We start from the raw sequence: 23,766 nt of genomic DNA, 5'->3' as shown, positions 1-23,766 counted from the left end.
GCCCCCATGCGCGGTTTCAACCCACTACTGCCCTACCCGAGCTCAGCCGGGCCAGAGTCGGTTGAAACCTGCTCCGGGGGCAGAAGTGGGTTGAGACGGTCACCAGGGGAGGGGACCGTCCTTCGACTGGAAGGTGCCGGTGGGGCCGTCGGGGCCGATCGTCGCCAGGCGGGCGACGACCTCGGCGGCCTCCTCGACGGTCTGGGTGCCGGTGTTGCCGTTGAGGTCGGTGCGCGTGAAGCCCGGCTCGACGGCGTTGATGCGCATCTGCGGGAACGCCTTGGCGTACTGCACGGTCAGCATGTTCACCGCGGCCTTCGAGGCCGGGTAGGCGATGCCGGGGTAGGCGGACGCGAGCGAGCCGGGGGTCGACATCGTGGTCAGCGAGGCCAGCCCGCTGCTCACGTTGACGACGACCGGCGCGGACGAGCGCTGCAGCAGCGGCAGGAACGCGTGCAGCACGCGCACCGGGCCGATCGTGTTGGTGTCGAGCACCCGCAGCAGGTCCTCGCCGGTGGTCTCGCCGGCAGGCGGCACGCTGTTGTCCTCGCGGCGCGGCTCGATGCCGGCGTTGTTGACGAGCACGTCGAGACCGCCGAGCCCGGCGACGACGTCCGCCGCCGCGCGCACCGAGGCCTCGTCGGTGACGTCCAGCTGTACCGCGCGCGCACCGATCTCCTCGGCGGCGCGGCGGCCGCGCTCGAGGTCTCGCGCCCCCAGCAGCACGGTGTGGCCGAGCTCCGCCAGCCTGCGTGCGGTGGCGAGCCCGATGCCCTTGGTCGCTCCTGTGATCAGAGTGGTGGTCATGCTCGTCACGGTAGGAACCGCTCGCCCGGCGCTCCAGGCACGCTCTGTCCTGTGATCGCGGGTACCAGGCACACTGGGACCCACCATGACCGAGCTGGGCGGAGCGCTGCGACGCTGGCGGGAACGGCTGCACCCCGACGAGGTGGGCGTGGTCACCGCCGGCCGACGGCGCACGAGCGGTCTGCGTCGCGAGGAGCTGGCCGCGCTCGCGGGCGTCTCGGTCGACTACGTGGTCCGGCTGGAGCAGGGCCGCGCCACCCACCCCTCCGGCCAGGTGCTCGGCGCGCTCGCGCACGCGCTGCGGCTGTCCGACGACGAGCGCCGGCTCCTCTTCACGCTCGCCGGGCTGGCGCCGCCCGGCCGCGACGAGGTGCCCACCCGCATCCCGCCCAGCATGCGCCGGCTGCTCCAGCGGTTCGCCGCCGTCCCGGTCGCCGTCTTCGACGCCGCCTGGACGCTGCTCGACGCCAACGCGCCCTACGTGGCGCTCATGGGGGAGTACCACGGCAAGGACCGCAACGCCGTCTGGCGCACGTTCCTCGGGTCGGGCTCGCGGGCGCGCTACACCGACGACGAGCGGGGCGCGCTCGAGGCCGAGCTCGTCGCGGACCTGCACGACGCCGTCCGCCGCTACCCGGGCGACGCCCGGCTCCGGGCGCTGGTCGCCGAGCTGCGGCAGGGCAGCGAGCCGTTCGCGCGGCTGTGGGACGCCGACCCGGCCCGCCCGCACGTGTCGGCACGCAAGCGCATCGACCACCCCGATGTCGGCCTGCTGCACCTCGACTGCGACCTGCTCACGGTCGTGCACGACGACCTGCGGGTCATGGTCTACACCGCCGAGCCCGGGTCGGACGACGAGCGGCGCCTCGCCCAGGTGATCGGGTGAGCGACGACCGCTGGCGCGGACGCTTCCCGCGCCTCTACGGCCTGACCCACGTCGCCTACGCCGGCTGCGACGTGCGGTACACCGTCGAGCCCGCGCCCGACCACCTGGTGTCGCGGCTGCACCTCGTCGCGGTGACGGCGGCGGGGCGGGTGGTCGTCAGCCGCTCGGTGCAGGGCTGGCGGTTCCTGCCCGGCGGCACCCGCGAGCCGGGCGAGCCGCTCACCGAGCTCGCACGCCGCGAGCTGGTCGAGGAGGCCGGTGCCACGCTGCTCGGCGAGGTCCGGCCGTTCTCCGGCTTCGCCGTCCGCAGCCGGGAGGCGGCGCCCTACCGGGCCCATCTGCCGCACCCGCACGCGCACTGGCTGCACGCCGTGGCGCCCGTCGAGGTGACCGGCCCGCCGAGCTGCCCCGACGACGGCGAGCAGATCACCGAGGTGCTCGAGCTGCCGCCCGCCGATGCGATCGCCTACCTCGAGGTCCACGACCCGGTGCACGCCGACGTGCTCGCGCACGCCGTGGCGCTCGGGCTCGTGGGGCCGCGCGGCTGAGCCGCGGCCCCGACGCTCAGCCCAGGGCCGTGTGCCGCTGCGCCGCGGCCAGCACCTCGCCGGTGCGCACCAGCCGGTGCGCGGTCTCGATCTCCGGCGAGAGGAACCGGTCCGGCCCGGGCAGGCCCACGCCGTGCTCGCGCAGCAGCTCGACGACCGCGCCGGTCGCCGGCGCGGGTGCCAGCGGACGGCGCAGCTCCAGGCCGCGCGCCGCGGTCATCACCTCGATCGCCAGCACCCGCGCGAGCCCGTCGACGGCGCGGCGCAGCTTGCGGGCGGCGCCCCAGCCCATCGACACGTGGTCCTCCTGCATCGCCGACGACGGGATCGAGTCGACCGACGCCGGCACCGCCAGCCGCTTGAGCTCGGCGACGACGCCGGCCTGCGTGTACTGGGCGATCATCAGGCCCGAGTCGACGCCGGGGTCGTCGGCGAGGAACGGCGGCAGCCCGTGGTTGCGGGCCTTGTCGAGGAACCGGTCGGTGCGGCGCTCGGACATCGACGCCACGTCCGCGACCGGGATGGCCAAGAAGTCCAGCACGTACGCCACCGGGGCGCCGTGGAAGTTGCCGTTGGACTCCACCCGGCCGTCCTCGGGCAGCACCACCGGGTTGTCGATCGCGGCGGCCAGCTCCCGCTCGGCGACCGTGCTCGCGTGGGCGAGGGTGTCGCGCGCGGCTCCGTGAACCTGCGGCGCGCACCGCAGCGAGTACGCGTCCTGCACCCGGTTGCAGTCCGGCCCGCGGTGGGACGCCACGACGCCGGAGCCGGCGAGCAGCGCCGCAAGGTTCGTCGCGCTCGTCGCCTGACCGGGGTGCGGCCGCAGCGCCTGCAGCTCCGGTGCGAACACCCGGTCGGTCCCCAGCAGCGCCTCGACCGACATCGCCGCCGCGACGTCGGCCACCCGCAGCAGCGCGGTGAGGTCGGCGAGCGCCATGACGAGCATCCCGAGCATGCCGTCGGTGCCGTTGATGAGCGCCAGCCCCTCCTTGGCACCGAGCTCGACCGGGGTGAGCCCCGCGGCGGCGAGCGCCTCGGCGGCGGGGCGGACGACGCCGTCGGCGGTCTCGACCTCACCCTCGCCCATGAGGGCGAGCGCGCAGTGCGACAGCGGCGCCAGGTCGCCCGAGCAGCCGAGGGAGCCGTGCTCGCGGACGACCGGTGTGATGCCGTGGGTGAGCAGGTCGGCGAGCAGCCGCGCGGTCGCGGGCCGGACGCCGGTGTGGCCGGTCGCGAGCGTCGACAGCCGCAGCAGCATCATCGCCCGCACCACCTCCCGCTCGACGGGCAGGCCCGAGCTCGCGGCGTGCGAGCGCACGAGCGAGCGCTGCAGCTGCGCGCGCCGGTCCGGCGGGATGTGCCGGGTCGCGAGCGCGCCGAAGCCGGTCGAGATGCCGTAGTGGGGCTGGACGTCGTCGGCGAGGGCGTCGACGACGGCGCGGGAACGCTCGATCGCCGCCAGCGCGTCGTCGCCCAGCACGACCGGGGCACCGTCACGGGCGACGGCGACGACCTGCGCGGGCGACAGCGGACCGGTGCCGACCACGACGTCGGCTGCGGTGGTGCTCATCGGCCCATCCTCACGCAGACGGCGGCGCGAGGTCGGGCAAGGAGGCGGCGAGCTCGGCGAGCGCCTCCGACGTGCCGTCGTGCACGGTGAGGTCCGCGACGCCGTCGCCCCGGGTCTCGCCGCGGTTGATGATGACGACGCGGCGGCCGTCGGCGTGCGCGCGGCGCACGAACCGCAGCCCCGACATCACCGCGAGCGAGCTGCCGGCCACGAGCAGCGCGTCGCCCTCGGCGACCATGTCGTAGGCGGCGGCCACCCGATCCTTGGGGACGTTCTCGCCGAAGTAGACGATGTTCGGCTTGAGCATGCCGCCGCACACCTCGCACGGCGGCACCACGAAGGAGGCGGTGTCGGCGAGCACGGCGTCGGCGTCGGGCGCGATCTCGACGTCGCCCACCTCGACCGCGAAGTCCGGGTTGGCGGCGTCGAGCCGCTCGTGCACGTGCCGCCGGCTGAACACGGTGCCGCAGCTCAGGCAGACGACCTCGTCGTAGCGGCCGTGCAGATCGATCACCCGCTGCGACCCGGCCCGCTCGTGGAGCAGGTCGACGTTCTGGGTGATCACACCGGTGACCAGGCCGCGTCGCTCCAGCCCGACGAGCGCGCGGTGCCCGGCGTTGGGCCGGGTGCCGCTGACGTGCCGCCAGCCGATGTGGTTGCGCGCCCAGTAGTGGCGTCGGAACGCCTCGTCGCCGACGAACTGCTGGTAGGTCATCGGGTTGCGGGGCGGGGAGTCCGGCCCGCGGTAGTCCGGGATGCCGGAGTCGGTGGAGATCCCGGCCCCGGTCAGCACGGTGAACCTCGCTCCCGCGAGGAGCTCGACGGCGTCCGTCACCGATCCTGCACGCGTCACCTCTTTACCGTAGGCGCTCCGCGCCGCCGAGGGCCGACCGGGTGGGGGAGGGCGACGTCACCCGATCGGAGGACGGCGGGTCGCCCGGATGCGCGACGCGAGGCGACCGCGGTCGTTCCTAGCGTCGAGAGCATGACGACGACCACCGCTGCTGCCGCCCCACCGGCCATCCGGCTGCACGGCCTCGACAGCCTGCGCGCGACCGCGCTCGGGCTCGGGATCGTGCTGCACTCCCTCGCCCCGTTCGTGCCCGACCTGCCCTGGCTGTTCCTGGACAGCCGCACGACGCCGCTCGCAGGCGTGACGAGCTTCTGGATCCACCTGTTCCGGATGGTGCTGTTCATGCTGCTCGCGGGCTACTTCGGGCGCATGGTGGTGCACCGCCGCGGCCCACGGTCCTACCTGCGCGACCGGGCGCTGCGGATCGCCCTGCCCGTGGTCGCGTTCTGGCCGGTCGCGGTGATGCCGCTGGGTGTGCTGGCGGTCGTCGGCGCGCAGGCGCGCGGCCAGGAGGTGCCCGAGATGACGCCGCCGGAGACGAGCGGCGTCGACGAGGTGCTGCTGCTCGCCAGCCCGGGCCAGCTCTGGTTCCTCGTGGTGCTCGTGCAGTGCGTGCTCGTGGCGCTCGCGGTGCGGGCCGTCGGGCGTGCCGTGCTGGGCGCGGAGCGCAGCGGCCGGCTCAGCCGGCGGGCGGGTGAGCTGCTGGTCGCGCCCGCCGGGCTGCTGCTCGCCGTCGTGCCGTACGCCGTCGCGCTGCTGCTGCAGGGCACGGCGCTCGGCGGTCTGCACACGCCGCCCACGATCCTGCCGACCCCGGCGTCGATCGCGTACCTGGGCGCGTTCGCCGTCGGGTGGTGCCTGCACGCCGCGCCCGGCTCGCTCGACAGGCTCGCGACGGCGTGGCCCGCGCAGCTGGGCGCCGCCGTCGTGCTCGCGGTGGTCGCCAACCTCGTCGAGGTCTCCGACGCGCCGCTGGTGCTGCGCGCGCTCGCGGTCGCGGCGGCCGGCTGGGCGTGGACGTTCGGGCTGGTGGGGCTGTTCATGCGGTTCCTGCACCGTGAGAACCCGGTGGTGCGCTACCTGGCGGACTCCTCCTACTGGAGCTACCTGCTGCACCTGCCCGTGGTCGTGGCGGTCGGTCTCGCGATGGCCGACCTCGCCTGGCCGATCCCGGTCAAGCTCGCCGTCACCTGGGCCGTGACCGCTGCGGTGCTGCTGCTCAGCTACGACCTCCTGGTGCGCAGCACGTGGGTCGGGCGGTGGCTGAACGGCCGTCGTCACCCGCGCGTGCTGCTCGCCCGCCGGCGGACGGCGGAGCCCGCCTCGCCCTGACCACCGTGACCGGGCGCCGTCGGCCGGGGAGATCAGCCGATTGACGGCGTCCGGCCGGTGGCGTGGGATGCGGACATGCCCCGTGCACGGCGGATGCCGCGGACCCGCGCCCTGCGGGCGCTCCGGGGCGCGATCCCGCCGGTGGTGCTCGGGGTCGTCGCCGGTGGCCAGGTCGTGGTGGTCGCCGCCGGGCGCGCCTGGTTCGTGGCGCTGCTCGTGCTGGTCGCGGTCGGGGCCGGGCTCGTCGCGCTCGCCGGCCGGGCTGCACGCGCGATCGACGAGCGGCGGCTGCGAGCGCTCGCCCGGGACTGGGAAGGGCTGACGGTCGAGGAGCGCTCGCTGCCCTACGGCGTCGTGCGCGACGAGGACGGGGCGCTGCTGCTGCCCACCAAGACCAGCGTGACGGTCGCGATGTGGCTGGTCACCGCGGTGATGCTGGCGCTCGCGATCATGGTGGTGCTGGCGGGCGAGCCCGCCGCGCTCGCCGTCGGTGCGGTGCTGCTGGGGCTCGCCGGCTACCTGGGCGTCATCGCCTGGTGGGTCACCGGGACCCGCATCACGCTCACGGCGGACGGCGTCGAGACCCGTATGGGTCCCCGCCGCAGCTACCGCTGGCTCGACGTCCCCGACCTGAAGGTCGAGCACACGAACATCGTCGTGCTCAGGGCCGCGGGCGCGCCCCGGCCGCGGGTCTGGCTGCGGACCGGCGTGCTCGAGGTCGCCACCGGGGACTGCGTCTGGCTGGTGCGGGAGCTGCGGGGCTGGTGAGCAATCTGCGCCGACCCCCGCCCGCCTCCCGGGTCCGCGGCGGGCGCGCCGCTACGGTTGTGAACGCTTCCGGGCCGCCCGGTCCGGGGTGAGAACGAAGGTCGGCACCCGTCCGACCGGACAAGGAGACAACCCTCGTGGGCCTTCTCGGATTCCTCATCGTTGGTCTCATCTGCGGTGCGCTCGCCAAGGCGATCCTGTCCGACCGTGCGGTCGGCGGCTGGCTGGCGAGCCTCGTCATCGGCGTCCTCGGCGCCCTCCTCGGCGGCTTCCTCGGCTCGGTCATCTTCGACACCGGCCTGGGCGGCTTCTTCGAGATCCGTACCTGGCTGCTCGCCCTCGGTGGCTCGCTCCTGGTGCTCCTCATCTACGGGGCGATCACCGGCCGCGGTCGACGCTGACCCGACCCGCTCCCGAGAGACCCCGCCACGGAAATGGCGGGGTCTTTCGCGTATCCGGGGCCACGCCGAACCCGCGGTCTCCTACGGTCGACACATGTTCACCAGCTCCGAGCGCTCGTCGATCCGGTCACAGCTCGTCGAGCTGGCGCGAGCGGACCCCGCCGTGGCGGGAGCGGCGCTGGTCGGCTCAGCAGCGCGCGACGAGGAGGACGACTGGTCGGACATCGACCTGATGCTGCAGCTGGCACCCGGGGCCGACGAGCCCGCGGTCGTGGATGCCTGGTCGGCGGCGGTCTCGAGGATCGGGGGCGGGACGGCGGACCTTCTCGACGTCGACGCCGACGGGGTGCGCTACCGCGTGTTCTTCCTGCGGTCGTCCCTGCAGGTCGACCTCTCGTTCTGGCCGCACGAGCGGTTCCGGGGCACCGGGGAGCCGTTCCGGCTCCTGTTCGGCGCACCCGCCGAACCCTCGACATCTCGACCCGTCGACACCGGCCGCGTCATCGGCACCGGCTGGCTGTACGCCATCCACGCCCGCTCGGCGGTCGCCCGCGGCCGGGTGTGGCAGGCCGCCGGGATGCTCGAGGAGCTGCGTGGTGCGCTCGTCACGCTCAAGTGCGAACGGCTCGGCCTCAGCTCCTGGCACGGCAAGGGGGTCGACCTGCTCCCCGCGTCCGACCTCGACGAGCTGCACCGCAGCCACCCCGCGCACATCACGGTCGCCGCGCTCGACACCTGCCGGAGGTATCTCACCACCAGCTTCCTCGACGAGGTCGGCCGCCACGACGCCGAACGCGCTGGGCGGCTGGCCGTTCCGTTCCGTGAGCTCGTGCGGAGGGTGGTCGGGGACTGAGGGGTGTGCGTCGCTGCCGGCGGCGGGACGGGGTACCCGTTCTTCGTCGCCGGGCGGTAGCGGTGGGACTCCGCCGCGGGAGCGCGCTCCTTCGTCGCGAGCTCCCGCTCCTCCCACATCCCGCCATCTGTCTCATGACAAGAGGGCCCCGTCCCAAAACCGTGGACGTGGCCCTCTTGCCATGTGGCGGTAGCGGTGGGATTTGAACCCACGGTGGGCTGTTAACCCACACAGCATTTCGAGTGCTGCACCTTCGGCCGCTCGGACACGCTACCTAGCCGCAGGACAGGGTACCCAACGCCCGGGCCCGCCCCAAACCGAGACGTCCGTGCGGCCGGTGGGCTGCCTCACTCCCGGGCGTAGCGCTCCACGAACGCGCGCAGCAGCCTGTGCGCCGCACCGACGTCGGCGCCGCGCACGCTCCCGATCACCGCGTCGCGGGTCTCCGGCGGGAAGTAGCCGTGGTTGGCGTACACCCGGATGCGCTGCACCAGCGCCTCCTCGTCGAGTTCCGGGTGGAACTGCGTCGCGTACATGTTCTCGCCCAGCCGGAACATCTGGATCGGGCACGACGGCGCGGTCGCCAGCAGCACCGCGCCCGGCGGCAGCGTCGACAGCGCCTCCTTGTGCCCCACGTAGGCCGCGAACCGGTCCGGCACGCCCGCCAGCAGCGGGTCCTCGCGCCCCTCCGCGGTGACCGTGACCTCCACCGCGGAGACCGGCTCCGCGTAGCTGGTGTCCACCACCCCGCCCGCGTGCACCCCGAGGGTGCCGACGCCGTAGCAGGCACCGAAGAACGGGAAGTCCCGCGCCACCACCTCGTCCAGCAGCCGCGTCAGGTCCGCCTCCACCCGCAGCTGCAGCTCGGACTTGCGCGGCTCGCCGGAGTTGAACGGGCTGCCGCCGAGGAAGACGCCGGACACGTCGTCGAGGTCGACGGCGGGCAGCGGTGCGCGCTCGAGCCGCACCCGCACCAGCTGGTCCGGCCGCAGCCTGGTGAACCGCAGGAACGACGCGTACTCGGCGTCGGCGGCGTCGTCCTCCGGCCGGGTGGCGAGCAGCAGGAACGGCTTCACAGCTCCGAGATCCAGACGGCGAGCACCACCAGCGCGACGACGGTCGCCACCGCGTAGCCCAGCACCAGCCCACCGGTCGCGAGGCCGCGCCCGGTGTGGGTGTTGCGCGACGTCTGCCGCAGGCCCAGGTGCCCCAGCACGATCGCGCCGAGGGCCGGGATCAGCAGGAACACCCCCACGATCCCGCACACCAGCGCCGCGACCGCGAACGGGCTCGCCGGCAGCGGCCGGGACTCGTACCCCGGGCCGGCGAACGTCTCCTCGTACGACGGCAGCGGCCGCGAGTACGGCGTGACGTACACCTGCGGGTCCACCGGCCGCTTCAGGTCGACCACCTCGTGGGCGCTGTCGCCCGGGTGCGGCGCGGGCGTCGTCGGTCGGTACGCCGTCGGCGTGCCCGACAGGGGTGTGAAGCCCGGGGTCGTCACCCCTCGTCCTCGGCCGGCGTCTCCACCGGACGGCAGTCGGCCGGCGGCGGGATCGGCGCCTCGGGGTCGAGCTCCACCTGCTCCAGCGGGAGCACGTCCTCGAACGCCATGCCGAGCAGCACGTCGACCGTCGCGTCCTCGCGCGCGTCGAGGACGATCTCCGCCGAGCTGAACAGCGCCGCCAGCGTGTAGGCCGAGGCGACCCCCAGCGGCCCGGCGGTCAGCCGCGCCACACCCTCGTAGCGCTGACCGTTCTGCTCGCGGCCGGTCTGGATGCCGTAGCTGCGCAGCGTCGCCGCCGTGCCGGCCGCGAGACCCTGCGTCTCGGTGCCGTTCAGCACGTTCGCGCTGATCTCGCTGTACGGCACGGGCAGCGCACCCTCGGGCGGGCACGGCGGTGCCACCGGCGCCGGGGTCGCCTCCGGCGCACCGGAGTTGATCTCGATGTCGATGGGGGAGGGCAGCACGCCCGACCACACCGCGCCGCCGAGCAGACCCGCCACCAGGAGCACCGTGACGAGCGTCCCGAAGATCACCGTCTGGCGCTGCTGCATGTGCCGACGGCGGGCGACGCGGGCGCGCACGGCCTCCGGGCTCTGAGTCACGGCAGCAACCTAGCCGACGGCGGGAGCGGCGGCGGTCACGACAGCTCGAGCACGCGGGCGTGCAGCACGTTGCGCTGACCGAGGGCCGCACGCAGCGCGCGGTGCAGCCCGTCCTCGAGGTACAGCGTCCCCTTCCACCGCACCACGTGGGCGAACAGGTCCCCGTAGAAGGTGGAGTCCTCCGAGAGCAGGCTGCGCAGGTCCAGCGTCGACTTCGTGGTGACCAGCTCGTCGAGGCGCACCTGGCGCGGCGGCACCTCGGCCCAGTCCTTGGGGGTCACCCGCCCGTGGTCGGGGTAGGGGCGTTCGTCGCCGACAGCCTTGAAGATCACCCAGCGATCCTAAGGTCGGCGCCTCCGGCCGGCCTCCCCCGAGGGTCGGATCCCGTGGGGTGGATCGGCCCGCCTTCGTCGCGTGCCCGATTACGAGGGTGCGGTGCCGGGCGGGCCCGGCTGCGACGGCGTCGCGTCGCCGTCGTCGGTGACCGTCCAGGCGTAGCCCAGCTCCCCGGTGCTGGGGTCCAGCCAGCCGGTCACGACCCCGCCGCCGCCCTCGAGCCGGACCTCGTTGCCGTCCGTGCTCACCCGGTAGGTGGAGTGGCCGCCGCCGGCGTCGAAAGACGTGCGCGACGCAGGTCCGTGACGGCTCGTCCCAGCGGCACAGCACGAGGGCGTGCTGCGGCGGCGTGGTCGCGTCGTCGCGCACCTCGACGCGCCCGACGAGCACCCGGCCGCCCAGGAGCCAGGTGACGCAGCTGCACCGCGCGGCACGGCACCCGGCGACCTGTGCAGCGACCACGCGCCTGCCACCACGTCGAGCGCGCGCAGCGGCTCCGGAGCGTCGGCGGCGGGGCCGTCGACGGGTGGCATCTCCTGCCAGTCCGGCGGGTTCTCGTCGCGCAGCAGCAGCACGTCCATCCACGACAGCCAGTCGGTGCCGTCCTCCGTGCGCTCCCAAAAAGCGTGCATGCGGTCCGTGTCCACGGTGAACGTCGCGCGCACCGCCGCCGTGCTGGCCCGGTCCACCGGCGGGGCCGCCGGCGCGACGTCACCACCGCCGGAGAACCTCCACACGCCGTCCTGGTCGACGGCGACGTGCATGACGGCGACGCCGTCGCGCTCGAAGGCGCGTGCGGTGAAGCGGTCGGTGAGGGGGGCGTGCTCACCGATCAGCTCCAGGGACTGCACCGCCTGGTCGCCGCCGTGGATGTCGATGAGGTGAACCAGCCACCGGCCGCCCGGCAGCCACGCGTAGGAGTCGGTGCCCTCGATGCGGATCTAGGGCTGGTCGACGAGGTGGCCGTCGGTGCGCCACCGACCCACGAGCGCCCCGAGCCGCTCGATCGGGTCGTCCGTGCCAGGGCGGTTTCCGGCGTGCGCCGGCTCGTGCTCCTGCATGTCGGACCTCCTCCACGACTCGCTACTTCGTCGGCGGATCGACGGTAGAGCGATCCGCGCGCCGGCGGTGTCAGCCGATCGGTGGATCGTGGGCGGTTCTGCGGCGGCACAGAGGGTGTCGGGGTGTGCGCGTGCCGCGACCACCGGGCGGGCGCGAGCGCACCCGACCGAGCCGACGCGCTCGGCGCGGTGATCCACGCTCGGCGCGCGGTCACCGTCGTGCAGGGGACTACTGGCGGAGGATGGGGGATTCGAACCCCCGAGGGCTTGCACCCAACACGCTTTCCAAGCGTGCGCCATAGGCCACTAGGCGAATCCTCCTGGGCCAGTCGAGGATAGCCGACTTCGACTCGCCGGGACGAACCCGGGCTATGGCCTCGCTCACCCCGCGCCACAGGTCGTGAGCCCGCGCGACGGCGGAAACTCGTCGCTGGGTGGCCGGGACCGCGCGGGTAAGCGTTCACATCGCGATCGAGCGACGGGTTCCCGCCACCACCGAGAGCGGTCGCGCGTACGCGGCACCCGCCCGCCGGATGTCGGTGGTCGGTGGTGGACTTCGGAGGACGTCGGGCGGTCCGGCGGCGGAGAGGAGTGCATGGTCACCTGCCCGGAGTGCGGGAGCGGGCGCGTGGTCCCGATCGTCTACGGCATGCCGGCACCGGAGCTCGTCGAGCAGGCCGGCCGTGGCGACGTCGAGCTGGGCGGTTGCTGCCTCATGGTCGACGAGCACGGTCGGCTGGTCGCGCCAGACCGCTCCTGCAGGGCCTGCGGCCACGACTTCACCGCGCCGCCGCGGCGGCCTGCGCAGGCGCGACCGCCGCTCGTGTGAGACCGCGGCGGACTTCGCCTAGACTGGTGGCAGCCCCTCGCGCGGCGTCATCTCGCTGAACTCCCCCAGGGCCGGAAGGCAGCAAGGGCAGGTGAGCTCTGACGGGTGCGCGAGGGGTCTCTCATGTCCGCCGGCCCGCGTCGGTCGGGCGCGATGCACCCGGCTCCCGGGTGTCGGCGGCGCCGCCTAGAGTGAGGCGCGTGAGCACCGCGCTGTACCGCCGCTACCGGCCGGACTCCTTCGCCGACGTCATCGGCCAGGAGCACGTCACCGAGCCGTTGATGGCGGCCCTGCGGGGCGGGCGCGTCACGCACGCCTACCTGTTCTCCGGCCCCCGCGGCTGCGGCAAGACCACCTCGGCGCGCATCTTCGCGCGCTGCCTCAACTGCGCGCAGGGCCCCACCGACACCCCGTGCGGCACCTGCGACTCCTGCGTCGAGCTCGCCACCGGCGGTCCCGGCTCGCTCGACGTCGTCGAGCTCGACGCCGCCTCGCACGGCGGTGTCGACGACGCCCGCGAGCTGCGCGAGCGCGCCGCCTTCGCGCCCGCGCGCGACCGCTACAAGGTCTTCATCATCGACGAGGCCCACATGGTCACCACGCAGGGCTTCAACGCCCTGCTCAAGCTCGTCGAGGAGCCGCCCGAGCACGTCAAGTTCGTGTTCGCCACGACCGAGCCCGAGAAGGTCATCGGGACGATCCGGTCCCGCACCCACCACTACCCGTTCCGGCTGGTCCCGCCCGACCAGCTGCTCGACTACCTCGGCAAGCTCGCCGACGCCGAGGGGGTCTCGGTCGAGTCCGGGGTGCTGCCGCTGGTCGTGCGCGCCGGCGGCGGGTCCGTGCGTGACTCGCTGTCGGTCCTCGACCAGCTGATCGCCGGCGCCGACGAGGGCGGCCTCACCTACGAGCGCGCGGTCTCGCTGCTCGGCTTCACCCACGCCACGCTGCTCGACGACGCCGTCGAGGCGCTCGCCGCGCGCGACGGCGCCAGCCTGTTCCGCGTCGTCGACCACGTGATCTCCTCCGGCCACGCCCCGCGCCGGTTCGTCGAGGACCTGCTGGAGCGGCTCCGCGACCTCATCGTCGTCCTCGCCGCGGGCGACCAGGCCGGCTCGGTGCTGCGCACCGTGCCCGACGACCAGCTCGAGCGCATGCGCACCCAGGCGCAGAACCTCGGGCTCGCCAACGCCTCCCGCGCCGCCGACCTCACCAACCTCGCCCTCACCGAGATGGTCGGCGCCACCTCGCCGCGGCTGCAGCTGGAGCTGCTCTGCGCGCGGCTGCTGCTGCCCGCTGCCGACGACGGTGTCGACGGCGTCAACGCTCGCCTCGAGCGTCTGGAGTCCGGTGCGGCGATCCCGACCCGTCCGACGGCGGAGCGGCCCACCGTCGCCGCCGAACCGATCCCCGTCCGCACCGTCCCGGTCGAGAGCGCTCCGGCGGCGCCCGCGCCCGCCGCGCCCGCGCCGCAGCCGACACCTGCGCCGCAGCCGGCCGTGCAGGCCGCTCCCGAGCCGACCCCGGCCGTCGACTCCGCGCCGCCCGCCGAGGCCGCGCCCGCACCGGCCGCGTCCGAACCGGCTGCGCCCGCACCCCCTGCGCCCGCGGACGGCGGCGAGCAGGGCCTCACGACCGAGCAGGTGCGTCGCCGCTGGCCCGAGGTGCTGGCCACACTCGCCCAGCTCAAGCGCATCACCTGGGCGCTGGTGCAGAACGCGCAGGTCGTCGAGATCGGCAACGGCGTCCTCACGATCGGCTTCCCGACGTCAGGTCTCGTCTCCACCTTCCGCACCGGCCCGCACACCGAGCCGCTGCAGCGGGCCGTCGTCGAGACCCTCGGTCTGCAGGTCCGCATCGACGTCGTCGTCGCCGACGGATCGGCACCGGCCCGCCCGGCAGGAGGCGGCGGCGCACCGGCCGCGGCACCGGTCGACCGCGCCGCGGAAGCCGCAGCCGACTGGGCGCGGCCGGCACGCCCGCCGGCAGCCGAGCGGCCCGCGCCGCAGCAGGCCGAGCGGCAGCCCGCCCCGCCGTCCGACCGCCGGCCGCCGTGGGAGGACGACCCCGGCGAGCCGCCGGCCGAGGAACCTCCGCCGGCTGACGAGCCCCCTGCGGAACCGCCGCAGGAGTCCCGGCGTGAGCAGGCCATGCGCGCGGCGCGCGAGGCGCCGCCCCCGATCCACGTCGTCGACGAGCCCGACGCCTCCGACCCGAACCTCGAGGACTCCGGCCTGGTCGGCGCCCCGCTGGTCGCGCGGATGCTGGGCGCCACCGTCATCGACGAGTACACCGAGGAGGAGCGACCCTGATGTTCGACGGTGCCCTCCAGGACCTCGTGGACGAGCTCGGCCGGCTGCCCGGCGTCGGGCCCAAGAGCGCGCAACGGATCGCTTTCCACATCCTCGCCGCCGACCCGGCCGACGTCGGCAGGCTCACCAACGCCCTGACGGTCGTCAAGGAGAAAGTCCGCTTCTGCGAGATCTGCGGCAACATCTCCGAGGACACGCAGTGCCGCATCTGCCGCGACCCGCGCCGCAACGGCGCCGTGCTCTGCGTCGTCGAGGAGGCGAAGGACGTCGTCGCGATCGAGCGCACGCGCGAGTTCCGCGGCCGCTACCACGTGCTCGGCGGCGCCATCAACCCGATCGAGGGCGTCGGACCCGACGACCTGCGCATCCGTGAGCTGATGACCCGCCTCGCCGACGGCGAGGTCACCGAGGTCATCATCGCCACCGACCCGAACGTCGAGGGCGAGGCCACCGCGACCTACCTCATCCGGATGCTGCGCCCGATCGGGATCACCGTGTCGCGCCTGGCCTCCGGGCTGCCCGTCGGCGGCGACCTGGAGTACGCCGACGAGGTCACGCTCGGCCGCGCCTTCGAGGGCCGCCGCGCCGTCGAGGCCTGAGCCGCCGGGACCCTTTCGGAACCGCACGACCGGCGCTCTCGCGCGCTAGCGTGGAGGTCACGGGGAGGGAGGCGAGATGACCGCACCGGAGCTCGACGCGGACCTCACCGTGCTGGCCGCCAGCACCGCGCACGCCGCCGAGCGGTACCTGAGCACGGTGCGCGAGGTCGCCGCGGGCAGCTCGCCCGACGCCGCGATCCCGCTGCTGCTGCTCGCCGTCTCGGACCTCGCCGCCGCCGGTGCGCGGCTGGGTGCGATCGTCGACGTCGTGCCCGCCGAGCGGTTCGAGCCCGACGACGGCCCGGACGACGACGTCGAACCGCTGCGCACCTGCCTGGCCAACGTCCTCGACGGCATCGACGAGTACAGCGAGGTCGCCGACCCGCTGGTGTCCGCCGAGGTGACCACCGGCGCCCTGTCGAACGACCTCGCCGACGTCGCCCAGGCCCTGCTCGTCGGGATGCAGCACCACCGCGCCGGGCACGCGTCGGAGGCGCTGTGGTGGTGGCAGTTCTCCTACCTGTCCGCCTGGGGCGAGCGGGCCGCGAGCGCCACCCGGGTGCTGCTCTCGCTCATCGCGCACCTGCGCCTCGACGTCGACGACGAGACCCTCGCCGACGCCGAGTTCGACGCGCTGCACCGCGAGTCCGAGCAGGGCTGAGCGGGCCGCCCGACCGGACGGGACGCCGCGGCGGTCAGGCCACCCGGGTGCCCGGCGCCAGCGTCGTGTACGGGACCCGCAGCCTGCGGATCGCCAGCCACAGCGCCCCACCGCCGAGGGCGAGGTTCGCGCCGAGCCCCCACGGCCACACCGGCGAGGTGTCGCTGCTCTCGTCCTCGCGCTGGGGCGTGACGCCGGCGGGGTAGTTCTCGCTCCAGCACTCGTCGTAGCGCGGCTGGTCGCCCGTGCGAGCCAGCCGCACGCCCTCCTTGATGGCGTCCAGCGGTCCGTAGTCCCAGCTCTCCGGGCCCCGTGCGGGCGCCGCGTCGGCGAGGACCACGAACGGGTTGATCGCGAGCAGCCACCAGGTGCGCTCGGTGTGTATGACCGAGCGGGTGGTCTGGACCCACTCGCACTCGGCGTTCGCGTCGAGCGGGACGGTGAGCACCTCGACGCGTTCCTCCGTCGTCACGGCGGGGATCGAGACCAGGAAGACGATCAGCGAGATCACCGTGAGCGACGCGACCGCCACGTAGGTGAGCACCGACGAGCCAGCAGGCCGGGCGGTGAGCGCCGAGCAGCCGAGCCCGATCGCGCACACGACGCCGAGCAGCAGCGCGAGCACCAGCACGACGAACAGGAAGTGCCACGGTGCCACCCGTGCCGTCAGCGCCGCCCAGCCGAGGAACGGCAGGCTGATGACGAGGAACGCCAGGGCGGCGAGCCAGCCGGCGAGCAGCTTGCCGACGGCGATCTCGGCCGGCCCGAGCCGCGTCACCTGGAGGATCGCGAGGGTGCCGGCGACGCGGTCGCCGTTGATCGCGGTCGACGCCAGGGTGGGGGAGACCACCAGGCCCAGCCCCAGCACGAACAGCAGGATCAGCCCGAACACCCAGGTACCGCCGCCACTGCTGCTGCTGCCGACCAGTCCGGGCAGCAGCGCCGCGACGAAGCCGACGATCGCGAACCAGACGACGAGCGCGACCTTCCAGCGGGTCGAGCGCACCCGCTGCCGCAGCTCGAGCGTGAGCACGGTGCGCACGCCCTGCCAGGTGAAGGTGCGCTCCGACGGCGTGGCCGGTGCCTGCTGGGTGTCGGTGGTCATCGCCGCTCCGCGTCGAGGGACATGTACGCCTGCTCGAGCAGCCCGCTCACCGGTGCGAGCGAGGCGACCGGGACGCCGGCGGCGACCGCGGAGGCGAGCAGACGGGCAGCGGCCGCGTCGTCGGCCAGCTCTACGAGCACCGAGGTGCCGCCGACGGGTGCGTCGTTGTCGGGGTAGAGCGTGACGCTGTGGTCGAACGCCCAGTGCTGCAGGGCCTCGGCGTCCAGCGAGCGCAGCCGCCAGCGACGCCGCTGCGTGGTGGTGGCGAGCAGCGCCTCGGAGGAGACGGTGCGGCCGCGGGAGAGGAACACCGCGTCGTCGACCATCTCGTCGAGCTCGGCGAGCACGTGGGAGGAGACCAGCACCGTGACGCCGCCCGCGGCGAGCCGCCGCAGCAGCACCCGCAGGTCGACGCGCGAGCGGGGATCGAGACCAGAGGCGGGCTCATCGAGCAGCAGCACCGGCGGGTAGTTGATGAGCGCGCGGGCGAGCCCGAGCCGCTGCTTCTGCCCGCGCGAGAGCGCGTGCGCGGGCGTGGCCGCGAACTCTTCGAGGTGGACGAGCCGGAGCAGCTCGGTGGTGCGGGCGCGGCCGAGGTCGGTCGGCAGCCGGTAGGCGGCCGCCATGGTCGTGAGCACCTCGGTGACGGTGAGCGAGTCCCAGGTGCCGAAGGTGTCGGGCATCCAGCCGATCGCGCTGCGGGCCACCGCGGACGACGCCGGGTCGGCGCCCGCCACCTCGACGGTGCCGGCGTCGGGGCGCAGCAGGCCGGCGAGCATGAGCAGCAGGGTCGTCTTGCCGGAGCCGTTGGGTCCGACGAGGGCGGTCACCGAGCCGGTGCGCACCTCCATGTCGACGTGGTCGACGGCGAGCACCTGGCCGAAGGCACGGCGCACGCCTCGGGCCACGATCGCCGGTCTGCTCCCCTCGGTCATGCGGACAACCTAGGGCTGGGTGTGCGTGGGGGTCGCGACGACGCTCTGGTCGAGCTGCGAAGATCCCGTGAATCCGCGGCGTGTCGGGCCTGGTGTGGCGGCGCTCACCCCGGCTCGCTGACAGGGAAGCAGGGGGCGCGACATAGCGTTGATCGGGAGGACAGCGGCGTCTCGCCCGACGAACGACCCCGACCGGACACAGAACCGCATGTCACACACTCTCTCGCACGACACCGACAACCTCCGCCGCACCGCCGATCGCGGGCTCGCCTCGCGCGACGGCGTCGAGGTGCGTCCCGACGACGCCGATCTCGCTGGACCGGCCGACGTCGCCCCGAGCGGGCCCGACGGGGCCGACAGGGCCGACGGGCGAGACGATGGGCGTGACGACGACGGGCGTGGCCAGGCCGATGGTCGTGACCAGGCCGACGGCCGTGATCGGGGCGACGCGGCCGAGGCCTCCGACGCGCGCGGCGAGGAGCGTCCGCGGCTGCAGATCCAGCCGCTCCAGCTCGCCGCGGGTGCGCTCGCCGCGATGACCGCGGCGGTCGTGGGCGCGCGGCTGGGCGTGGCCGGCACCGTCGTGGGCGCCGCGGTCGGCAGCGTGATCGCCGGTGTCGCGAGCGCGCTCTACTCGGTGTCGCTGCAGCGCACGCAGGAGCGTCTGAAGACGATCGCGACGCTGCCGCCCGGCACCCGCGCCGCGCAGGTGATCGCGACCGCCCGGACGGCGACGACGCGTGCTGCCGCGACCACACGCGTGCTGCCCGCGCTCCGGCCCGCCGCCGCGTCCGGAGCCCACGGCTCCGGCGACGAGCCCGCCAGTGACGAGACGGGTGAGGCGCCGGCGGGCCGCCGTCGTCCCTGGAAGGCGGTGCTGGTGACGGCCGCCGCGACCTTCGCCCTCACGGCCGTCGGCATCACCGCCCTCGAGCTCGGTGTCGGTCAGCCGCTCTCGGGTGGCACCGGCACGACGATCTCGCAGGTCGGCGGTGGCTCCCAGCGGCCCGCGGAGACGCCGCAGCAGCTCGAGGAACCGCCCGCGCAGCAGGACGACCCCGCCGCGCCCACGGCCCCGACGGGCGACCCCACGGTCCCGACCGACCAGCCGACGGAGCCCACGGAGCCGACCAGCCCCACGGACCCGGCCGACACGCCGGACCCGACGCCGACCGACCCCGGCGAGCAGCCCGCCGACGACCCCACGCCGGACCCCACCGACCCGACGGCGCCCACCGAGCCCGACCCGACCGACCCCGGGACCGCGCCGGCGCCGTGACCGGCTCGCGAACTGGATGGGTTACCGGACGGCGTCGTAGCTCATTCGTTCTTCGCTGGCATGGGCTGCGGTGGCAGTGACCCGGTCGCCTGAGCCCGAGCGACGAGGCGTGCACGCGCGTTCTGAAGATGCTCAGTGAGGGCGTGCACAGCACCATCGGTGTCCCCGCTCTCGATGGCTTGAAGGATCTCGACGTGCTCATTCGAGACGGTGCTGGGATTCGTGGCGCGATGCGCTTGAAACTGACCCATGGTGAGGTGGACCTCGCCCATGATGAGGGTGTGCATCTTGAGCAGCCGAGTGCTGCCGGCGGCATCCACTAGTGCCGTGTGAAAGGCGATGTCCGCAGCGACCTGATCGGGAAACTGAAGTTGCTCGGCAGCGATCTCGAGGGCGGCCTGCGCGCGTACCGCCGGTTCCGGGACGTGTGCCGCGTGTGCAAGGTGACTCACAGCCGCCCGCTCGACGGCCGCTCGCGCCATGAATATGTCGTCAAGCTCGTCGACTGTGAGCACAGGAACGACCGCTGACTTGTGAGCTGATCGCCTCAGCAGTCCGGCAGCAGTCAGCCGCTCGAGGCAGGCCTTTGCCGTTGGGCGCGCCACCGAGTACTCCGAGGAGAGCCGCGCCTCTGTGAGCTTCTCTCCCGGAGCCAGCTCACCATTGATGATCCTCACGCGGACGGCGTCATAGAGAGCGTCGGTCAGAGTCGACGGTGCCAGCGAGAACGCTCTAGACACAGTTTGTCACCCCGTCATGCGGCTGTTCGCCCATTAGTCGCCCGCATTGAGCGAGCGTACGACGGTCAGCATCGCCGAGTGGTCAAGTTCTGAAAGGCCCTGCGCACCTGCCGCCGCCATCAGTTGAGAGACGAGAGCGATCACGGGGAGGGCTGCGCCTGCTTGCTCAGCAGTCTCCCGCACAATGCTCAGATCCTTGTTGTGAAGGGCGATCCGGAATCCAGGTGCGAATGACCCGGTCAGGAACGCCTCACGCTTGCGATCCAGCACGGCTGAACCGCCCAGGCCACCGGCGATCGCAGACAAGGCTTCTTCGACTCTGACGCCAGAGGACTCGAGGAGAACGATCGCCTCCGAAACAGCAGCGATATTGGTGGCAACGATCAACTGGTTCGCTGCCTTGGCGAGCTGACCCGCGCCCGCGGGTCCAACGTGCGTGATCGACGAGCTCATCGCCTCTAGCGCGGGGCGTACCCGCTGAAGCTGGTCGGCATCGCCGCCGACCATTACGCTTAGGGTCCCCTCGATCGCTGCGGCTTCGCCTCCACTCACCGGCGCGTCGAGCGCAGCGACACCGCGACTCGCTAGACGGTCCGCGATCGAACGTGAGACGTCCGGACGGATGGTGCTCATGTCCACATATGTCTGATCGGGCCTGAGGGATGAAGCCAGCCCATGCTTACCGAGTACCACAGCTTCGACATCCGGCGTGTCCGGCAGCATCGTGATGATCACATCAGCGCTTTCGGCGGCTCGACCGATCGAGTCGGCCACCGTCGCCCCCGTGCTGGCGACTCGTTCACGCGACCGGTCGCTACGTCCGTACGCGAAGACCTCGTGCCCAGCTTTGACCAGGTTCGCGATCATCGGTGTGCCCATGACCCCCGGACCAATGAAGCCGATAGCCGACATACGTTCTCCCTCGTCTTGTGCAGGTAGGGGCGGCATCGCCAGGTGGCCGGCGTCGGCGCTTGAGCCGGGCGCAGTAGGACCAGCCTAGCAAGCAATCTAGTATGACAATTGGGCGACGCCTTAGAGGACTTGTCGTGCTGATGCTGGCTGGTTCCGGCGGGCTTGAGGCCGATCTACGCAGTCGGCCCAAGCCTTCGGAACGCGCACCACTTCTTCCCTCGGTGCTACGACGTGTCCCAGTCCTGCCGGTGTGCGCGGGTGTGACGTAGTGCTAGCTGCCAGGAAATGCTGGGAGAACGCGTAGAGCCGCCCTCTCGCGAGGCCGCCCGGCTCGTGCTGCCGCGAGTCGACCTCTCTCCTGTTGGCACGGCGACGCGTCTGCGGCTGTCGCGGGCCCGTGAGGGTCGACCCGATGACGCCCGCTTAGCGCCAAGCGACGAGACCGGCTCGCGCAAGCGCCTCGACCCAGCCGAGAGTCTGCTCCGTCGACGCTGTGGGCTTGTTTTCGGCGGCGACTGTGCCTCGGTAGCCGGCGTTCACGAGCCGTTCAAGAGTGGCGCCGATCGGGAGGTGACCCGAGCCGGGCTCGCCCCGCCCAGGGGCGTCGGCGAGCTGGACATGTCCGATCCAGGGGGCATACTTCCCGGCGGCAGTGACGATGTCGACGCCGTTGCTCCCGAGGTGGAACGTGTCGAAGAGCAGTTTCACGTTGGGATGCTCCACAAGTGGGCCCTGTAGGAGGTCCACAACGTGATCTGGATCGGTGAGCGGGTACGTGCCGTTCAGGCCCTTCGCCAAGGGTTCGATCAGGACTGTGCCGCCGATAACGGCAACGGCCCGGGCGACCCAATCGATGGCGCTGATCGCGGCAGCGTCCTGCTCTGCAGCGCTATAGCGCTCAAGTCGCTGACCGTAGAGAAGGTTGAAGTGCCTGCAGCCCGTCTCGCGCCCGATCCTGAGCACATCTGCGCAGTTAGCTTCCAGCTCGGCGCGCCGAGCTGGGTCGCTGGCGACGCCGCGCTCGCCGCCGGGCATGTCTCCGGCGAAGAAGTTGAGCCCGACAAGATCGACGCCGGCGGCTGCCAGAGCGTCGACTAGAGCATCTATCGCACCGGACGGCGCAATGGCTTCGGTGAAGGGCCACCACATCTCGACCCGGTCGAAGCCAGCGGCTCTGGCGGCTGCTGGTCGGGCGAGAAATGGCAACTCCGTGAACAGGAGCGAGAGGTTGGCTGCCAGGGCCAAGGGGCGGCCAGATGGGCGGGGGTAGGGGGCTTCCGTTGTCACGTACCCATGGTCTCCAAAAATTGTCCGGTCGGCAATCTTGACAGACAAGTTTGCCAGGGCCAGGATGTCGACACGGTCAACGACGATCCGACCGCCATCAGGGACACAGAGGGTCCTCGAGCAGGCGCCGTTGCGGCCGTCTGAGATACAAGCGCGCCGCCAGGCGTTGACACACACTCATGAAAGGCGGACTCGTGACTCGACGGTCATCGGAACTTTCACGCCGCGGCCTGCTGCGCCTGGGAGCTGCTGCAGGCGCCGCAGGTGTCGTGGGCACATCGCTGGCAGGGTGCGGCCCGAGCGGCTCCAGATCGGGAGGTGACGCCTCGCTTCGTTTCGTCTTCTGGGGTGCAGACGACCGTGTCGAGAGGTTTCAACGTGCGTGCGACCTCTTCATGGAGCAGCACGACAACATCCAGATCCTGCCTGAGTTCGGGGAGATCGGTGCCCTGGAAACACGGATGGGTGTCGCGATGTCGGCCGGAAATCTGCCTGATGTCTTCTGGGTGCACGCCAACTTGTTCCCGCAGATGGTCGCGGAAGGCCACGTGATGGACCTGACAGACCATCTCGGGCAGGAGATCCGCAACGAGGGCTTTACCGAGTCGATCCTGGCTGACGGCAACTATGACGGCCGGCAGTTCGCGATCCCGCACGGGCTGCAGTCGCCGTGCACCTTCGCGAAGGTGCCGCTCCTCGAGGATCTGGGCATCCCGATCAAGACCTATCCCGAGTCCTACACCTGGGACGAGTACGCCGACCACGCGAGGCTCGTCCACGAGAAGCTCGGCCCCAACTTCTACGGCACGGACGAGCCGACGTCGACCGGCTACTACGACCCCTTCCGGGCCTGGTTGCGCCAGCACGGCGAAGAGCTGTACGACACGAGCGGCGACGTCGGGTTCACCGCGGGCACGCTGACCGCGTGGCTCGAGTACTGGGACGAGTTGCGCGCCTCGGGAGCAGCCGTCCCGCCGGACATCCACCGCGACGACGATCCCTTCTTCCAGGGGGCGCCGATGATCCGCAACCTCGCCGCCTTCCACCTGCGCAACTCCAACCAGATCGGCGAGCTGCAGAAGCTCTCGCCCGAGGAGCTCGTCATCATGCCGCTGCCGGGAAACGGAGGCGACGGGACGGACAACATCTTCATGTTCCCGAACCAGCTCGCCGTGGCCGCATCCACCAAGTACCCGGAGGAGGCCCTGCAGTTCGTCGACTTCCTCCTGAACGACCCGGAGCGGGCCGACATCATCGGCACCACGATCGGGAGCCCGCCCACCGAGCAGATGCGCCAGGCCATCGCGCCCAACCTCGACCCGGCCGAGCGGTTGTTCCTCGACTACATCGGTTTCGAGGTGGAGGCGGGCCCGCGCCCGATGCCCCCGAGCCCGCCGACCGCGGGTGCCTTCAGCGGCGAGATGCGCGACACCTTGGACGCCTGGGCGTTCGGCCGGACCACCGTCGAAGAAGCCGTCGAGCACATCCTCGGCCCCGCGCGCGAGCAGCATCTGCTGGGCGGCTGACCGCCCGACCGCCCATCCGACACAACGACGACCAGCACAGACACCGAGACGGACGAG

General features: G+C 72.7%; 25 protein-coding genes, 2 tRNA genes and 1 other RNA gene. 13 read left to right on the top strand and 15 right to left on the bottom strand.

The features are described 5' to 3' along the window. Positions 1-99: 99 nt before the first annotated feature. Positions 100-807 carry an SDR family NAD(P)-dependent oxidoreductase gene (locus tag GPA02_RS12370; protein WP_156200378.1) on the bottom strand — a complete coding sequence of 236 codons (708 nt, stop codon included), beginning with the start codon at positions 805-807 and terminating at the stop codon, positions 100-102. An 85-nt stretch (positions 808-892) separates the two neighbouring features. Here GPA02_RS12370 and GPA02_RS12365 point away from each other — a divergent pair, with 85 nt between their 5' ends. Then, a complete protein-coding gene (locus GPA02_RS12365) occupies positions 893-1,693 on the top strand; it encodes a helix-turn-helix transcriptional regulator (protein ID WP_156200377.1) in 801 nt (266 codons plus the stop codon). Next, positions 1,690-2,241 (top strand): NUDIX domain-containing protein, encoded by a 552-nt coding sequence (locus GPA02_RS12360; RefSeq protein ID WP_162457771.1) that lies wholly within the window; start codon positions 1,690-1,692, stop codon positions 2,239-2,241. Before GPA02_RS12365 ends, GPA02_RS12360 begins: the two co-directional genes overlap by 4 nt. Positions 2,242-2,257: 16 nt before the next feature. On the opposite strand, the gene hutH is transcribed toward GPA02_RS12360, so the two are convergent. Both hutH and GPA02_RS12350 read right to left on the bottom strand, forming a co-directional pair. Further along, positions 2,258-3,811, bottom strand: a complete 1,554-nt coding sequence (gene hutH, locus GPA02_RS12355; protein ID WP_156200375.1) for a histidine ammonia-lyase — start codon at positions 3,809-3,811, stop codon at positions 2,258-2,260. Positions 3,812-3,821: 10 nt separating this feature from the next. Continuing rightward, positions 3,822-4,664, bottom strand: a complete 843-nt coding sequence (locus GPA02_RS12350) for an NAD-dependent protein deacetylase (RefSeq protein ID WP_240134025.1) — start codon at positions 4,662-4,664, stop codon at positions 3,822-3,824. Positions 4,665-4,796: 132 nt separating this feature from the next. Between GPA02_RS12350 and GPA02_RS12345 the strand changes: the two genes are divergently transcribed. The 4 genes from GPA02_RS12345 (at position 4,797) to GPA02_RS12330 (ending at position 8,018) form a co-directional block, all read left to right on the top strand. Further along, entirely contained in the window at positions 4,797-5,996 is a 1,200-nt protein-coding gene (locus GPA02_RS12345; RefSeq protein WP_156200374.1) for an acyltransferase family protein, read from the top strand. A gap of 75 nt (positions 5,997-6,071) precedes the next feature. Further along, the gene (locus GPA02_RS12340) at positions 6,072-6,764 is read left to right on the top strand and encodes a hypothetical protein (RefSeq protein WP_156200373.1); all 693 of its coding nucleotides are present in this window, start codon (positions 6,072-6,074) and stop codon (positions 6,762-6,764) included. A 137-nt stretch (positions 6,765-6,901) separates the two neighbouring features. After that, on the top strand, positions 6,902-7,165 hold the full coding sequence (locus GPA02_RS12335) for a GlsB/YeaQ/YmgE family stress response membrane protein (RefSeq protein WP_156200372.1): 264 nt from the start codon (positions 6,902-6,904) through the stop codon (positions 7,163-7,165). 94 nt (positions 7,166-7,259) lie between these two features. Further along, complete coding sequence (locus tag GPA02_RS12330; protein ID WP_156200371.1) at positions 7,260-8,018, top strand: nucleotidyltransferase domain-containing protein; 759 nt, start codon at positions 7,260-7,262, stop codon at positions 8,016-8,018. A gap of 184 nt (positions 8,019-8,202) precedes the next feature. On the opposite strand, the gene GPA02_RS12325 is transcribed toward GPA02_RS12330, so the two are convergent. From GPA02_RS12325 to GPA02_RS12295, 7 genes are all read right to left on the bottom strand, one after another. Continuing rightward, positions 8,203-8,293: transfer RNA gene (locus GPA02_RS12325), tRNA-Ser, on the bottom strand. A 72-nt stretch (positions 8,294-8,365) separates the two neighbouring features. Then, on the bottom strand, positions 8,366-9,094 hold the full coding sequence (locus tag GPA02_RS12320; RefSeq protein ID WP_156200370.1) for a glutamine amidotransferase: 729 nt from the start codon (positions 9,092-9,094) through the stop codon (positions 8,366-8,368). Continuing rightward, positions 9,091-9,522, bottom strand: coding sequence for a DUF4190 domain-containing protein (locus tag GPA02_RS12315; protein ID WP_162457770.1), 432 nt, complete (start codon positions 9,520-9,522; stop codon positions 9,091-9,093). Before GPA02_RS12315 ends, GPA02_RS12320 begins: the two co-directional genes overlap by 4 nt. Further along, positions 9,519-10,127 (bottom strand): LytR C-terminal domain-containing protein, encoded by a 609-nt coding sequence (locus tag GPA02_RS12310; protein ID WP_240134024.1) that lies wholly within the window; start codon positions 10,125-10,127, stop codon positions 9,519-9,521. The genes GPA02_RS12315 and GPA02_RS12310 overlap by 4 nt, the downstream gene beginning before the upstream one ends. A gap of 35 nt (positions 10,128-10,162) precedes the next feature. Further along, positions 10,163-10,459 (bottom strand): type II toxin-antitoxin system VapB family antitoxin, encoded by a 297-nt coding sequence (locus GPA02_RS12305; protein ID WP_156200369.1) that lies wholly within the window; start codon positions 10,457-10,459, stop codon positions 10,163-10,165. A gap of 90 nt (positions 10,460-10,549) precedes the next feature. Further along, on the bottom strand, positions 10,550-11,314 hold the full coding sequence (locus tag GPA02_RS12300) for a hypothetical protein (protein WP_156200368.1): 765 nt from the start codon (positions 11,312-11,314) through the stop codon (positions 10,550-10,552). A 443-nt stretch (positions 11,315-11,757) separates the two neighbouring features. Further along, a tRNA-Ser gene (locus GPA02_RS12295) sits at positions 11,758-11,845 on the bottom strand. A 328-nt stretch (positions 11,846-12,173) separates the two neighbouring features. On the opposite strand from GPA02_RS12295, the gene GPA02_RS12290 reads away from it, so the two are divergent. The 5 genes from GPA02_RS12290 (at position 12,174) to GPA02_RS12270 (ending at position 15,925) form a co-directional block, all read left to right on the top strand. Further along, complete coding sequence (locus GPA02_RS12290) at positions 12,174-12,353, top strand: hypothetical protein (RefSeq protein ID WP_156200367.1); 180 nt, start codon at positions 12,174-12,176, stop codon at positions 12,351-12,353. A gap of 28 nt (positions 12,354-12,381) precedes the next feature. Further along, positions 12,382-12,478: signal recognition particle sRNA small type (gene ffs, locus GPA02_RS12285), an RNA gene on the top strand. 75 nt (positions 12,479-12,553) lie between these two features. After that, positions 12,554-14,665, top strand: coding sequence for a DNA polymerase III subunit gamma and tau (locus GPA02_RS12280; RefSeq protein WP_156200366.1), 2,112 nt, complete (start codon positions 12,554-12,556; stop codon positions 14,663-14,665). Next, the gene (gene recR, locus GPA02_RS12275; RefSeq protein WP_156200365.1) at positions 14,665-15,264 is read left to right on the top strand and encodes a recombination mediator RecR; all 600 of its coding nucleotides are present in this window, start codon (positions 14,665-14,667) and stop codon (positions 15,262-15,264) included. Before GPA02_RS12280 ends, recR begins: the two co-directional genes overlap by 1 nt. A 76-nt stretch (positions 15,265-15,340) precedes the next feature. Next, entirely contained in the window at positions 15,341-15,925 is a 585-nt protein-coding gene (locus GPA02_RS12270) for a DUF5063 domain-containing protein (protein ID WP_156200364.1), read from the top strand. A 34-nt stretch (positions 15,926-15,959) separates the two neighbouring features. Here GPA02_RS12270 and GPA02_RS12265 read toward each other — a convergent pair whose 3' ends face one another. Both GPA02_RS12265 and GPA02_RS12260 read right to left on the bottom strand, forming a co-directional pair. After that, entirely contained in the window at positions 15,960-17,030 is a 1,071-nt protein-coding gene (locus GPA02_RS12265) for an ABC transporter permease (RefSeq protein ID WP_156200363.1), read from the bottom strand. After that, complete coding sequence (locus tag GPA02_RS12260) at positions 17,027-17,965, bottom strand: ABC transporter ATP-binding protein (protein ID WP_156200362.1); 939 nt, start codon at positions 17,963-17,965, stop codon at positions 17,027-17,029. Before GPA02_RS12260 ends, GPA02_RS12265 begins: the two co-directional genes overlap by 4 nt. A gap of 208 nt (positions 17,966-18,173) precedes the next feature. Here GPA02_RS12260 and GPA02_RS12255 point away from each other — a divergent pair, with 208 nt between their 5' ends. Continuing rightward, positions 18,174-19,244, top strand: a complete 1,071-nt coding sequence (locus GPA02_RS12255; RefSeq protein WP_156200361.1) for a hypothetical protein — start codon at positions 18,174-18,176, stop codon at positions 19,242-19,244. Between the two features lie 41 nt (positions 19,245-19,285). Here GPA02_RS12255 and GPA02_RS12250 read toward each other — a convergent pair whose 3' ends face one another. The 3 genes from GPA02_RS12250 to GPA02_RS12240 form a co-directional block, all read right to left on the bottom strand. Then, positions 19,286-19,984: a GntR family transcriptional regulator gene (locus GPA02_RS12250; RefSeq protein WP_156200360.1), complete on the bottom strand. Its 699-nt coding sequence runs from the start codon at positions 19,982-19,984 to the stop codon at positions 19,286-19,288. 33 nt (positions 19,985-20,017) lie between these two features. Next, positions 20,018-20,896: an NAD(P)-dependent oxidoreductase gene (locus tag GPA02_RS12245; protein WP_156200359.1), complete on the bottom strand. Its 879-nt coding sequence runs from the start codon at positions 20,894-20,896 to the stop codon at positions 20,018-20,020. A gap of 423 nt (positions 20,897-21,319) precedes the next feature. Continuing rightward, positions 21,320-22,183, bottom strand: coding sequence for a hydroxypyruvate isomerase family protein (locus GPA02_RS12240; protein WP_240134023.1), 864 nt, complete (start codon positions 22,181-22,183; stop codon positions 21,320-21,322). A gap of 179 nt (positions 22,184-22,362) precedes the next feature. Between GPA02_RS12240 and GPA02_RS12235 the strand changes: the two genes are divergently transcribed. Then, on the top strand, positions 22,363-23,709 hold the full coding sequence (locus GPA02_RS12235; protein WP_156200358.1) for an ABC transporter substrate-binding protein: 1,347 nt from the start codon (positions 22,363-22,365) through the stop codon (positions 23,707-23,709). Positions 23,710-23,766: the final 57 nt, after the last annotated feature.

The sequence above is a fragment of the Actinotalea caeni genome (assembly GCF_009733795.1).
Taxonomy (GTDB): Bacteria; Actinomycetota; Actinomycetes; order Actinomycetales; family Beutenbergiaceae; genus Pseudactinotalea; species Pseudactinotalea caeni.
Note: the sequence above shows the minus strand (reverse complement) of the source record. Positions and strands in the feature narration are given on the sequence as shown.